The following is a 13799-nucleotide window of genomic DNA, read 5'->3' as shown; positions in this document are numbered from 1 at the left end:
TTTATATTGTTAAAGAACGTTGCGATTATAAAGTTAAACTTTATCTCGCTAGGGCTGCGCATATTACGCTTTCCTATTTTTTTGTCAACACTTAAATTTAAACTTTCTAAAAAGATTCAAACTAAGTTTTACTTAACACCCGAGTTGTTCGTGCCTCGCTATGCGTTGGCGTTTCCCGTCTCAGTGGGGTCGCATTATAGGGAGATCCGAAAACAGATCAACCCTTTTTTGAAGAAAACTTGAAATAATGTACTGTTCGCACACATTTGCATCGAAATGGTTACTTTAAACACTAAAAAGGCCCTGATGGGCCTTTTTAATTAGTTTACTATGAGCTTCCACCCAAGTTTACCTTGCTGTTTAGACTCTTGTTGTAGCTCGCTGGCCATTAATGGATGATCTTTTAACCAGTTACTTTCGAACTTAAGGTCTAACACTTCATTTTTAGCAGTTAACTCAAACTTAGGCAGTACATCATCTTGTCTGCGCATTGATAAGATGACTGCTATCCGTAGTAATCTCACTATATATTGCGCTAATAGACTATTTACGCCGAGTGAATTAAAACAGCCTTTTGGAAAATCAGAACGATGCGCATCTGCTACCGCTACTATTAATTTATGCTCTGACTGTGAAAAACCAGGCATATCGGTATTTTCCAAAATATAAGCGGTGTGTTTATGGTACTGCTTATATTCTATTAGTAATCCAATCTCATGAAGCTGCGCTACCGCTTTTAATAGTGGTAACCCATTTAAACTTTCAATTGGCCAATCTTTATCAATACTTACCGCTAACTGCATAGCTAAGCTTGAAACCCGACACGCTTGTTTTTGATCAACGTGATAACGACTCATAAACCCATCAACTGTGCGTTTACGAATGTCGTTATTATGAAACTCCGGAACCATGCTATATAAAACGCCTTCACGCAGTGCTCCACCCGCCAATCCCATTTTTTCTATTTCAAGAGATTCAAATAGTGCGATTAAGATTGCGAGCCCTGATACAAATACCAGTCGACGGTCTTCACTTAATCCAGGAAGGTCTAGCGCTGCAATAGTGCTAAATGCAATTGCTTGCTCTTTTATAGTGTTGAGCTTTTCAAGCGTAAGTAAATCGTCAAGATTTTGAGCGACCATAATTTCTTGAATTGCTTGCACTGTGCCAGAAGCACCAGATGCAATTTGCCATCCCGCTGTTTTATATTCTGGAGAAATTTCATCAATGACTGTTCGAGCTGCTTTTATGGCTGCGTTAAAGTTACTCTTACTTAATTGGCAGTCTTTGAAATAGCGTTCAAGATAGGTAACACACCCCATATTGAGGCTTTTGTAATGTAAGGCATCAAATGCTTTACCAATTACAACTTCGGTACTTGCACCACCAATATCAATAACAAGCTGTTTGCCAGTACAAGATGAAGTATGAGCAACACCTTTATAAATTGTACGCGCTTCTAATTCTCCGCTAATAACATTAATGTTATGGCCAAGAATCTTTTCTGCATGATTTTTGAATACTTCGGCGTTAGTGGCTAGCCGTAAGGTGGCTGTTGCTACTATGGTGATGTTTTTATCTGGGATATCTTGTAGACGCTCAGCAAAAAGGGCAAGGCATTCCCAGCCTCGCTGCATTGCTTCAGTGCTCAATACGTTATCTTTATCAAGCCCTGCGGCTAATCGGACTTTGCGTTTAACACGTCCAATTGTTTGTAGACCGCCAGCAATTGATTTGGCTATAAGCATATGAAAGCTATTTGAGCCCAAATCAATAACTGCGTACACATTTTTTTGCGGTTTAAGTTGCCCCACCGTTCAAAAACCTCTAGTTACTACTACTTATACAAACGGTCGTTTACGACCGTCCTTTTTGGTAACTATTATTTGGGCGACGTCCGCTGTTATTACTACGGTTACGTGGACCTGTTGAATAGTTGCGCTTTCTTTGAATAATAGGCTGAGTTAAATCATCTAGCAATGCTGTTTTATCATAATGTGATAAAGGAATGCTGTGCTCTATATATTCTTCAATTTCATGCAGGTTATATGCATATTGCTCACATGCAAAACTAATTGCGTGGCCTGATGCACCAGCGCGACCAGTACGACCAATACGGTGAACATAATCTTCACAATCGTCAGGTAAATCAAAGTTAAATACATGACTTACTTCTGGAATATGAAGACCACGCGCTGCAACATCAGTCGCAACTAAAAAGTCTAAGTCGCCTTTGCTAAACTGCGCTAATATAGTTTGGCGTTTTTTCTGGTTAACATCACCAGTAAGCATACCTACACGATGACCGTCTGACTTAAGCCAAGCATATACTGTTTCACAACTGTGCTTGGTATTTGCAAACACGATTGCTTTCTCTGGCCATTCTTCTTCAATTAAGGTTAACAACAGCTTAATTTTATCTTCTTGCGAAGGATGAAATAGCTCTTCTTGAATACGTTTACCCGTTTTAACGTCAGGTTCAATTTGAACATGTTCTGGGTTTGTCATGTGCTCAAAAGCTAATTCTTGTACGCGATACGATAATGTGGCAGAAAATAATAAGTTTAAACGCTTTGATGTATCTGGCATACGATCGAACATATAGCGAATATCTTTGATAAAACCTAAATCGAACATACGATCAGCTTCGTCAAGCACGACTACCTCAATTTCATTAAGGGTGTAACAGCCTTGCTTATACAGATCAATTAGACGACCTGTAGTACCAATTAAAATATCAACGCCTTTTTCTAGTTGTGCACGTTGTTTTTCGTAATCTTCGCCACCATATACTAAACCTAAGTTAAGATTACAGTGCGGCGCTAAAATTTTAGCATCTTTGTGTATCTGAATCGCAAGCTCCCGAGTAGGGGCCATGATCAGGGCTCTTGGATGTTTACTAGGTGCTTTGCTAGATTGTAATAACCGATGGCACGTGGCAGTTAAAAACGCCAACGTTTTGCCTGTACCTGTTTGAGCTTGGCCCGCGATATCGCGTCCATCACAAATAAAAGGTAGGCATTTTGCTTGAATAGGTGTGCAATATTCAAACCCATTCTCGGTTAAACCGGCAACCACTTCCGGTGCGATAGCAAAGTCTGAAAACTTTTTATCGGTTAAATGTGTCTTAGTCATAGCGTTTAAGCATAACGTTTAAACTTGCAATAAGAAACAAGAGTGTTTAAATACGCACTAAATATTTCGCCTAACTAAATCGGAGAGCGCAATGAGCGAGAAAATAATCCAAATTACTGACGATAGCTTTGAAGCTGACGTATTACAATCTGACAAACCAGTACTAGTAGATTTCTGGGCTGAATGGTGTGGACCTTGTAAAATGATCGCCCCTATTCTTCACGAAGTTGCTGATGAATACGACAGCCGTGTGACTGTTGCTAAATTAAACATTGACCAAAATGCTGGCACACCGCCAAAATTTGGTATTCGTGGTATCCCTACTTTACTTCTTTTTAAAGATGGTCAAGTAGCTGCAACGAAAGTAGGTGCTCTTTCAAAAACTCAACTTATTGAGTTTTTAGAAAACAACATCTAACTGTAAGCTAGAACAATAAAAAGGGCTTTTTGCCCTTTTTTAAATTTATTTTGTATAAAGACTGGACGCTTTGCCAGTGAACTGCTAGTTTATAAAGCCAACTAATCCTTAGTTATATTCAACAAACCTCACTCAACGATCAAAGCGATTTTGAGTATGACAACTGTAATAAAGAACCCACCAATATGCATTTACGCGAATTAAAAGACAAGTCCATTAAAGAGCTTGTAGACTTAGCTGAGTCCATGGGGCTCGAAAACGTAGCCCGCTTAAGAAAGCAAGATATCATTTTTGCCATTCTTAAATCCCATGCCAAAGGCGGAGAGAATATCTTCGGCGGCGGTGTATTAGAGATTTTACAAGATGGTTTCGGCTTCTTAAGATCATCAGAAGCCTCTTACTTAGCTGGCCCAGATGACATTTATGTTTCACCTAGCCAAATTCGCCGTTTCAGCATGCGTACTGGCGATTCAATTTCAGGTCTTATTCGTCCACCTAAAGACGGTGAACGTTACTTTGCTTTACTTAAAGTAAATGAAGTTAACTTTGATAAACCTGAAAACTCTCGAACTAAAATTCTTTTTGAAAACCTTACTCCATTACATGCAAACGAACGTTTTCGCATGGAACGTGGTAACGGCAGTAAAGAAGATATTACAGCCCGTGTACTTGATTTAGCATCTCCTATTGGCCGCGGCCAACGTGGTTTGTTAGTAGCTCCGCCAAAAGCGGGTAAAACAATGCTACTTCAAAATATTGCACAATCAATTACGCACAATCATCCTGATGTAACATTAATGGTTTTACTTATTGATGAACGTCCGGAAGAAGTAACAGAGATGCAACGCCTAGTTAAAGGTGAAGTTATTGCATCAACGTTTGATGAACCAGCTTCTCGTCACGTACAAGTTGCCGAAATGGTTATCGAAAAAGCAAAACGCCTAGTTGAACATAAAAAAGATGTTGTTATCTTATTGGATTCAATCACTCGTTTAGCACGTGCTTATAACACCGTTATTCCTTCATCAGGTAAAGTACTTACTGGTGGTGTTGACGCTAACGCATTACATAAACCTAAGCGCTTCTTTGGTGCCGCACGTAACGTTGAGGAAGGTGGTAGCTTAACAATCATAGCTACAGCTCTTATCGATACTGGCTCTAAAATGGATGAAGTTATCTACGAAGAGTTTAAAGGTACTGGTAACATGGAACTTCACCTTAACCGTAAAATTGCGGAAAGACGTGTATTCCCAGCTATCGACTTTAACCGCTCAGGTACTCGTCGTGAAGAATTACTAACAAAACCAGATGAACTTCAAAAGCTTTGGATTTTACGTAAAATTGTTCATGACATGTCAGAAATTGATGCAATGGAATTCTTAATCGATAAACTATCGATGAGCAAAACCAATGATGAATTTTTTGATTCGATGAGACGCCAATAAAAGCGTTTTAATTGAATAAAAAAGCGCCTTAGGCGCTTTTTTTGTGTCTGGATTAAATACAGTTTAACTTTCATTATACTTTTTAAGTACACCCTGCAGCGTATCAACGAGCGCTTTAAAGTCATTTGCACTGCTTTTTTTGCTTCTGCGTAGAAGTGCTCTGTCTAAATTTTTAGCCGATTGCGCAATTTCATCCAAACCAAACATTTGTGCAGCCCCTAAAATGCGATGGCTATCTTTTTGTAGCGCATCTAAATCTTCGCTTATAAAATGCTGCGCAATCGTTTCACTCTCCAAAGCAAAGCTCTGCTTGAAACTAATCACAAGATCGCTCATATCAACTTCATTTTGCTTTGTAATTGGCTGATCTTCTGCATTATGTAGGTGACTAGAAAGCGCTTTATAAAATGACTCTTTGTCTATCGGTTTACCTAAGTAACCAGTAAACCCTAACTCTAAATAACCATCCACTTCATGACTCATAGCATTTGCTGTTAAAGCAAAAATAGGTCGCTCAAAACCACATTGTTTTAATAGCTGAAAAGCAGAACGCCCATCCATCACTGGCATTTGAATATCGAGCAATACCAAATCTGGATATTCTTTTAAGCACTGCTCTACCGCTTGCTCACCATTTTCAACAGCAATAACCTCGAGTCCCATTGAGCGTAAATAACGACTTATTAACCTACGATTATCAGGATGATCTTCCGCAAGTACGACACGACCTGCCAATTGCTTATTTGCCTTAGGAGCACTTTGAGTTTCAATCATGCTTTGCGATTTATTTACTTCTGCGCACGGTAAAAAGAACGAAAACTGACTGCCCTTTTTGTATTCGCTTTGTACGCTGATATAACCACCCATCATCGCAGCTAATTGTTGCGATAAGCTAAGGCCTAACCCTGTACCACCAAAGCGACGGCTAATGCTGTTATCAGCTTGGCTAAAGCATTCAAAAATAAGCTTTAACTGTTTAGAGCTCATACCAATACCGGTATCTTTTACAATAATAACTAGTCCTTGCTCACTCTTATTTAATGCAATAATGATCTGCCCAGAATGAGTAAACTTAATAGCATTTGCACATAAGTTTATAAGAATCTGCTTTACGCGTATTAAATCCAGCTTAGTGTAAAACTCATTACCCACTTGATTGTCTAAAATAAGATGTAGATTTTTTGCTTTTGCTTGGGTGATAAACATTGCGTGCACATCATTTACGAGCTCTACAATATCAAAGCACGAAATATTTAACTCTAATCTATTGGCTTCAATTTTACTTAAATCAAGTACATCATTTATTAAGCTTTTTAAATGGTCACTGTGACGCTGAATTACTCTTAATTCATCTTTAAGTGACTCAGGCTCATATAATTCATTAATCAAAGCATCTGTTTGCCCTAAAATAGCCGTTAGTGGAGTGCGAATTTCGTGACTAATATTAGCCAAAAACTGGCTTTTAACATCGTTGGCTTCTCTCAGCTCTTGTGCAATTGCCTGCAACTCTGCGGTACGTTGCGTAACTTGTTCTGTTAACTGCTGCTTAGCGCGTTTTTCTGCACCACGGCGATAAAGCGCAATACCAGTTACGACAACTAAAAGTAATAGTAAAAAAGAGAATAAAGTAAGCTGAGAACGCTGCGACATTTTTAGCTCTTGCACACGGCGATCTTGCTTAAGTTTTTCTATCTCTTGGTTTAATTGCGTTGCTTTAAATTGATGCTGAAGTACCGCTAGTGCATTTATAATTGCCGTACTTCTGAGCTTTCGCAACTCACTAATATATTTTTGTTGCAAAGCCATTGCGCTTGAATAATCGCCTTTACTGGCTTCAAGAAGTGCTTTGGCCCCTAAGCTCTCTCTAATTATTCGCTCACTACCATATTCATGAGCAAGTAAAATAGCTCTATCTAAATTTATTTGCGCCTCTTCTAAGTTACCCTTAACAAACTGAATTTTAGCCAGCGCATGTAGCGCATTAAGCTCTAAATTATGATTATCTATTTTAAGGGCGTAGTACTCACCTAATTTAGCTTGCTCGTACGCTTCATCCACTTTTTTTAATACTAAATTAGTGTTAGCTAAATTTGTATATTGTGTAGATAACTTATTGTAATCATTAGCTGAAATATAATAGCGCAGCGCTAGCTGATAATAATGCAGTGCTAAGTCAAATTGATTACTCTCCATATGGGCAACACCCATATTGTTATATACCTGCGCAATACCGCTTTTATCATCTAATCGTTGATAAACCTTAAGTACATCTTGATAAAGACCAAACGCACTATCGTAGCGTGATAAGCGTATATAAACGCCTGCTATATTAAGTAGTATATCGGTTTTATCTTGCTCACTGCCGTACGCCTCGTAGATAGCTTTTGCTTTTAAATAAAACTCTAGGGTATCGCCTAGCTTATTCATATTAAAATAGGCCAAACCAATATTATTTAATAAGTTTGCCTGCTCTAGTAATTGCTTATTCTTTTCTGCTAATGCTAGGGTACGGGTATATTCAATAATCGCTTTTTGAAATAAGCCTTGATAAAAAAGTACAACACCTTGCATTTTAATTGCACGAAAGTGCTCATCAGGGAAGAAAGTATCCGAAGTATGTTGTTCGAGTAATTTAAAGTAATGTAATGAGTCTTTAAAATTATCAACCGATAACGCAGTATTACCCAATGCCGAATAAACAGCGACACGCTCCTTTTTGGAGGCATTTTTATTAGCAAGTAGCATGTTTGCTAATTGTAATTTAGGCTCCCACTGCACTTCGTTTTTGAATTGCTCAAATAACGAATCATTATTTTGGGCATAGCTAGGAGCTATTAGTACACAGCATATAGTAAATAAGAGGCATTTTAACTTGCCCAGCATAATTTTAATCCTTCAAACCGTTACTTATATCAGTGTAATCTTTATTGAAGATACACCAACTACTAGGGCCTAAACAATGCTTAACCCACTGATTGATGAGATTTTTGAGCTAATACTAACAAAGCAGGTTTGGCAAGTTCATACTTTAGCAGCAGAACTGACAAACCGCAGCGCTATGACCACTCTCGATAAAAGTCCTGAACGTGATTTATTTAAACGTAACTTTTTAATCATGAATGCACTGTACCAACTGCAGGCACAATTACGCCCTCAGAGTTTACTCATTTCAGCTCTGCATATCGAGCTTTTAGAAAAAGGAGATAATAGTTTAGTAACAACAAGCGAAAATTTGCGAGATTATTATTTAGATTGGCATAATTACGATACCAGTGAAGAGCAGATTGATGAGCTTTTAAATAGCTTTTGGCGTCAGTTTAAAACGACATCACCACAACAAGCTTTAAATGAAAATGAATTTAAAGCATTGGCTTTAGAATGGAAGTTACCTGAAAATTTCACTCTTAAAAATGTTCAAAAGCGCTGGAGACAACTTGCATTACAAGTGCACCCAGATAAACCAAATGGCTGTGAAGTTGAGTTTAAAAAAATACAAACACAATACGAGCAACTAAAGGTAGCTGCTCGTTAATCTATTAATTTAGAAGTTTAAATTAACGAGTAAGGCGACGTGCGCGTATTTTACGCCCTTTAATATTGCCTTCGGTTAATTTACGAAGCGCAGGTTTTAATGAGTTACGCTCAACAGCAACAAACGCTACGTTATCAAGTACGTTAATTTTACCCACCTGACGACCTGCAACCCCATCTTTACCCGTTAAAGCACCTAAAATATCACCTGCACGTACTTTTTGTTTTTTACCTGAATCAATCATCAAAGTAACCATTTCAGGGCGGTACGGTGGCTTGTCTAATAAATTAAATGGTGGCATTTGCTCTGGAGTAATATCACGTTCGTAATGTTCGCCTATTTGAGCAATTTTAAACGCTTCTGCTTCACCGTAAATAGAACATGCAATGCCCTTTTTACCAGCGCGACCTGTACGACCAACACGATGCACATGTGTTTGCGTGTCATGTGCTAAATGGTAGTTAATCACCATATCCATGTCGTCAATATCTAAACCACGTGCAGCAACATCGGTTGCAACAAGTATTGAAGCACTTTTATTTGAAAAGTGAATTAACGTACGTTCACGATCGCGCTGTTCTAAATCACCGTGTAGCGAAACAGCACTAAAGCCTTCATCAGCTAAATCGTCACACACTTGTTGTGTTTCTACTTTAGTATTACAAAACACAACACAGCTTTGTGGTGTAAATTTAAGTAATAATAATTTTAGCGTTGGATAGCGCTGCTTATTATTATCCATTTTGTAGAAGTACTGCTTAATTGTGCTTTTGGCTTGCTCTTCTTCTACTTTAACCATTTCTGGATTTTTAAGTACACGCTTAGCAATTGCTTCAATAGCTCTTGGGAATGTTGCACTAAATAACAATGTTTGACGATTTTGTGGAATGCGCTCAATAATTGCATCAAGTGTATCTTGAAAACCCATATCAAGCATTTGATCGGCTTCATCAAGTACCAATGTTTCAACATCATCTAAACGTAAAGTACCTTTACGAATATGGTCATCAACACGCCCAGGTGTACCAACAATAATATGCGCGCCATGTTCAAGCGAGCCTATTTGTGGACCAATTGATACACCGCCACATAACGTTAATATTTTAATGTTATGGATACCGCGCGCTAATTTACGCATTTCAACCGCAACCTGCTCGGCAAGCTCACGAGTAGGACACAAGACTAAAGATTGAATACGAAAGCGTTTTACGTTTAATTTAGCTAACACACCCAAGCTAAACGCAGCAGTTTTACCTGAACCGGTTTTTGCCTGAGCAATGATGTCTTTACCAGCAAGTACAGGCGGTAAACTTTGCGCTTGTACAGGTGTCATATGCGCATAACCAAGTGTTGATAAATTATCAACGAGTCCAGCTGGTAAAGCCAAAGATGAAAAAGCAGTTGAAGTCACAGTAAGTTCCATAGCAATAAAAATAACGTGGGGGAAAGCCCCACTAAATATGCTGCTAATAATAGCAGAATTCGTAATTAGCAACCATTAACAAACACATAATAAAGCACGTTAACAAAAGGTGTTGAAAATGATAGTAGTTTGCATTAAGATCGCGATTGTTTTTTACATATCACTGCTGGAAGCAAACAATGAAACTGAATTCTCTTTACATAGCACTATTAGCAAGCATTACAACAAACACATACGCAAACACTACTGACCTTGAGCGTATAGAAGTAAAAGGTAGCTACTTTAACGATTACAAAGTAGATAACGCTAATGGCGCAATGAGAACATCAGCTTCATTACTTGAAACCGCACAATCTGTAACCGTAATAACCGACACTATTATTAGTGAGCAACTTGCCACTACCCTTGGCGAAGTACTAACAAATGACGCAAGCTTAACTGCAGGCTCACAACAACGAAATCGTGAGGTATTTAACTTGCGCGGCTTTGAGCTAAGCTCATCAACAGGTTATTTACGTGATGGGCATCAGCATTGGTCGCACTACCAACAACCAATCGAAATTTTACAACAAGTTGAAGTAATTAAAGGCCCATCGAGCATTTTATATGGTCAATCAGGTCCGGGTGGCTTGGTGAACATGGTTACTAAAAAGCCTACAGCACAAACATTATTTAATGCCAGTGCCGATGTAGATCAACATGGCTCAACGCGCTTTATGGTTGATGCTGCAGGTGCCTTGACTGAATCTGAAGATTTACGTGCTCGTGGTATTTTAGTTAAACAAGATGTTGATTACTGGCGTGAATACCAAAACGGTGAAAACCGCGAGCGTGACCGCTTTTTAGGTGCTTTAGTTGTAGATTACGATATTAGCGACAACGCATTAGTACGTGTGCATTACGACCGCACAGACGACGAAGCCGGTTTAGATACTGGCGCATGGATAGACGAAAACGCCAATGTAATTGGTGATGATAAAACAATCCGTGATATGTCTTGGGCATTTACCGACATAACCGTAGAAAACCTAGGTGTAGACCTAGAAGTATTTTTAACCGATAACTGGCAAGTAAAGCTTGGCTATAACGAACAAACGTTTGAGCGCCAACGCTTTGAATCAGCACCGAATATGCCAAGTGACTTTGTTGAAGGCGATAGTTATGAATCTCGCCCTTACGACCGTTTTGATGATTGGCAATTTAAAACTGCATTTATTGATTTTATTGGTGAATTTAAAACAGGTAGCTTACAGCACCAATTTTTAATTGGCGCAAACTCGCTTGATTATTACTACGGGCAACGTCGTACCTCTGCCGACTCTTTTGATTTTTCTGCAGGACAAGCAGAACCATCTCGTCCATCAGTAAGCTATAAAACAGATGATACAGTAAGCGAAACTGAATACGACTACTACGGAATTTACGTTCAAGACTTAATTTCGTTCTCGCCTGAGTGGCAACTATCATTGGGTGGTCGTTACGACAAACAAAATAGCACAGGAAATGATAACGAATCATTTGTACCAAAAGTAGGTGTGCTTTATCACCCAAATGCTTCTGCAACTATATACGCTAGTTACTCAGAAGGTTTTGAGCCTCAAGGTAGTGAAACACTGATTGATGAAACAGATGTAAATAACGGCATGAAATTAGATGCTGTTACATCTAAGCAAAGAGAGATTGGTATTAAATGGCAGTTATTTGATGACCGCCTAATGCTTACCAGTGCTATTTTTGATATTAGCAAAGAAGGTACTCTTGTTAGCGAACAACTTGAGACGCCTATTGGCTCATTCACAAGTGAAACAAACCAAGTGGGTGAACAACGCCACAAAGGTGTTGAAGTAAGCGCACAAGGTGCCGCTACTGACCGCTTATTTGTTATGGCATCAACTATGTATCTAGATGCTAACTTTGAACGCGATGAAATATTGGAAGGTAAACGCCCTACCGATGCACCAAAATGGTCGGCATCACTTTGGACGCGTTATGAATTAAACGACGCCATTGCACTTAATGCTGGTGCTTTTTACGAAGGTGAGCGCTTTGCCGATAGCGCCAATACAATTACTAAAGATGCCTATACGCGTGTTGATGTAGGTGCAACTTATAAGTTTAACTTAAGTAATACCGATATTAACTTACGCCTTAACATCGAAAACTTATTTGATAAAAGCTATTTAGGTGGCGGCGGCACAAATAATGTAACTGTTGGCGAGGGCACAAATCTTCGTTTAGCTGCGCAATTTAGCTTTTAAATAAATGCCTTAAATAACAGCTTTAAAATATAGCCCGCGTACATTTACGCGGGCTTTTTTATATCTAAATATTCACACCTAACAGCATTAAACCTATTACAAAGCCTATTCATCTCATCTATTTTTTATCATGTTTGTTACATGCTCTAATAGCGCTAATTATTAAAAAGGCCTACCAAAATGAAAAAATTAATTACCGCACTGCTGCTTACTAGCAGTATGGCTGCAAACGCTAACAGCGCCGAATTTACCCAAAAGCAATTACAACAAGTAGACGAAGTGCGCACCTCTGCACTAAATAGTGATTTAAGTTATAAATTACTAGAGTCATTAACAACTGAAGTAGGCCCACGCCTTCCTGGTACCGAAAACGATAAAAAAGCCGTGGCATGGGCTCAAGCCAAATTTAATGAACTGGGCTTTGATAAAGTATGGTTAGAAAAAGCCACATTTCCTGAATGGCGCCGTTATAGCGAAAGCGGAAAAATACTAACACCAAGCGAGCAACCACTGCACTTAACTGCATTAGGTAACAGTATAAGCACGCCAAAAGATGGGATTACAGCGCCGGTAGTCTTATTCGAAACACTTGATGAATTAAAAGCCGCACCGGCAAACAGTTTAAAAGGTAAAATTGCGTATATTAATTACCGTATGAACCGCGACATAGACGGGAATGGTTACGGACCTGCTGTAAAAGCACGCGGTACAGGCGCTATAGAAGCATCTAAAAAAGGCGCTGTTGCCTACATGATGCGCTCGGTTAGTACCGGTCATCATCGCTTTGCACACACTGGCGGTAGTTACTACAAAGAAGGTGTTACAAAAATACCTAACGTAACAATTGCTAACCCAGATGCAGATCAAATAGCACGCTTAGTTGCTTTAAATAAAGACGTATCGGTAAATATTAATGTGCAAACCGAAAGCCTTGGTGAAGGCACTGGTTATAACGTGATTGGCCAATTTAATGGTACCGAAAACCCTGAGCAATATGTATTAATTGGGGGGCATTTAGATTCTTGGGACTTAGGGACTGGCGCATTAGATGACGGCGCAGGCGTTGCACTAACAATGGCAGCCGCTAAACATATTAGCGATGTAAAACGTCCTAAGCGCAGTATTCGTGTGGTACTTTTTGCAGCTGAAGAGCTAGGTCTTTGGGGTGCAAAAGCTTATTTTGCAGAGCATAAAAACGAGCTAAGCAATATTGTTGCAGCCGCTGAGTCTGATTTTGGCGCCGATGTTGTATATGCTTTTGAATCGAACGTAAGCGCAGAGTCACTTCCTGTAGTTCGCGCTATAGCAAAAGAACTTGCGCCGTTAAATATTGAGCACATTGGTAAAAACCAAGCGAATGGTGGCCCCGATCTAATTCCACTTAAAGCAGCAACGTCAGCGCCTATTTTTGAACTTGCTCAAGATGGAACAGATTACTTTGATTACCACCATACAGCTGACGATACGCTTGATAAAGTAACACCTGCTAAGCTTCGTCAAAATACCGCTGCATATGCTGTATTTGCTCTAATGGCTGCCGATGCAAAAACCACTATCAAGCCTAAAGCTCAAAATAAGTAATAACAGA

The 13799-nt window shown here is 39.1% G+C and carries 9 protein-coding genes; 5 read left to right on the top strand and 4 right to left on the bottom strand.

Annotation, left to right across the window (positions count from 1 at the left end):
• Positions 1-320 precede the first annotated feature (320 nt).
• The gene (gene gppA / locus GQR39_RS15295) at positions 321-1814 is read right to left on the bottom strand and encodes a guanosine-5'-triphosphate,3'-diphosphate diphosphatase (protein ID WP_024608259.1); all 1494 of its coding nucleotides are present in this window, start codon (positions 1812-1814) and stop codon (positions 321-323) included.
• Positions 1815-1857: 43 nt separating this feature from the next.
• Positions 1858-3135 carry an ATP-dependent RNA helicase RhlB gene (gene rhlB, locus GQR39_RS15290; protein WP_002960940.1) on the bottom strand — a complete coding sequence of 426 codons (1278 nt, stop codon included), beginning with the start codon at positions 3133-3135 and terminating at the stop codon, positions 1858-1860.
• A 91-nt stretch (positions 3136-3226) separates the two neighbouring features.
• Between rhlB and trxA the strand changes: the two genes are divergently transcribed.
• Entirely contained in the window at positions 3227-3553 is a 327-nt protein-coding gene (trxA, locus tag GQR39_RS15285) for a thioredoxin TrxA (RefSeq protein ID WP_002960942.1), read from the top strand.
• 185 nt (positions 3554-3738) lie between these two features.
• Positions 3739-4998 carry a transcription termination factor Rho gene (rho, locus tag GQR39_RS15280; protein ID WP_002960945.1) on the top strand — a complete coding sequence of 420 codons (1260 nt, stop codon included), beginning with the start codon at positions 3739-3741 and terminating at the stop codon, positions 4996-4998.
• Between the two features lie 63 nt (positions 4999-5061).
• Here rho and GQR39_RS15275 read toward each other — a convergent pair whose 3' ends face one another.
• Positions 5062-7881: an ATP-binding protein gene (locus GQR39_RS15275; RefSeq protein WP_121954360.1), complete on the bottom strand. Its 2820-nt coding sequence runs from the start codon at positions 7879-7881 to the stop codon at positions 5062-5064.
• A gap of 76 nt (positions 7882-7957) precedes the next feature.
• On the opposite strand from GQR39_RS15275, the gene GQR39_RS15270 reads away from it, so the two are divergent.
• Positions 7958-8530 carry a DNA-J related domain-containing protein gene (locus tag GQR39_RS15270; RefSeq protein ID WP_010555422.1) on the top strand — a complete coding sequence of 191 codons (573 nt, stop codon included), beginning with the start codon at positions 7958-7960 and terminating at the stop codon, positions 8528-8530.
• A 22-nt stretch (positions 8531-8552) separates the two neighbouring features.
• Here the strand turns inward: GQR39_RS15270 and dbpA are convergent, their stop codons facing one another.
• Positions 8553-9941 (bottom strand): ATP-dependent RNA helicase DbpA, encoded by a 1389-nt coding sequence (gene dbpA / locus GQR39_RS15265; RefSeq protein ID WP_007580581.1) that lies wholly within the window; start codon positions 9939-9941, stop codon positions 8553-8555.
• 191 nt (positions 9942-10132) lie between these two features.
• Here dbpA and GQR39_RS15260 point away from each other — a divergent pair, with 191 nt between their 5' ends.
• Both GQR39_RS15260 and GQR39_RS15255 read left to right on the top strand, forming a co-directional pair.
• Positions 10133-12211 (top strand): TonB-dependent receptor, encoded by a 2079-nt coding sequence (locus tag GQR39_RS15260; protein ID WP_165736047.1) that lies wholly within the window; start codon positions 10133-10135, stop codon positions 12209-12211.
• Between the two features lie 180 nt (positions 12212-12391).
• Positions 12392-13792, top strand: a complete 1401-nt coding sequence (locus tag GQR39_RS15255; protein ID WP_165736046.1) for a M20/M25/M40 family metallo-hydrolase — start codon at positions 12392-12394, stop codon at positions 13790-13792.
• Positions 13793-13799: the final 7 nt, after the last annotated feature.

The sequence above is a fragment of the Pseudoalteromonas sp. C8 genome (assembly GCF_011378685.1).
Classification (GTDB): Bacteria; Pseudomonadota; Gammaproteobacteria; order Enterobacterales; family Alteromonadaceae; genus Pseudoalteromonas; species Pseudoalteromonas arctica.
Note: the sequence above shows the minus strand (reverse complement) of the source record. Positions and strands in the feature narration are given on the sequence as shown.

What these genes read in the sequence shown, in the direction of transcription:
- trxA (WP_002960942.1), top strand. Translation starts at nt 3,227, where the DNA reads ATGAGCGAGAAAATAATCCAAATTACTGACGATAGCTTTGAAGCTGAC.
- GQR39_RS15260 (WP_165736047.1), top strand. Translation starts at nt 10,133, where the DNA reads ATGAAACTGAATTCTCTTTACATAGCACTATTAGCAAGCATTACAACA.
- rho (WP_002960945.1), top strand. Translation starts at nt 3,739, where the DNA reads ATGCATTTACGCGAATTAAAAGACAAGTCCATTAAAGAGCTTGTAGAC.
- rhlB (WP_002960940.1), bottom strand. Translation starts at nt 3,135, where the DNA reads ATGACTAAGACACATTTAACCGATAAAAAGTTTTCAGACTTTGCTATC.
- GQR39_RS15275 (WP_121954360.1), bottom strand. Translation starts at nt 7,881, where the DNA reads ATGCTGGGCAAGTTAAAATGCCTCTTATTTACTATATGCTGTGTACTA.
- GQR39_RS15255 (WP_165736046.1), top strand. Translation starts at nt 12,392, where the DNA reads ATGAAAAAATTAATTACCGCACTGCTGCTTACTAGCAGTATGGCTGCA.
- GQR39_RS15270 (WP_010555422.1), top strand. Translation starts at nt 7,958, where the DNA reads ATGCTTAACCCACTGATTGATGAGATTTTTGAGCTAATACTAACAAAG.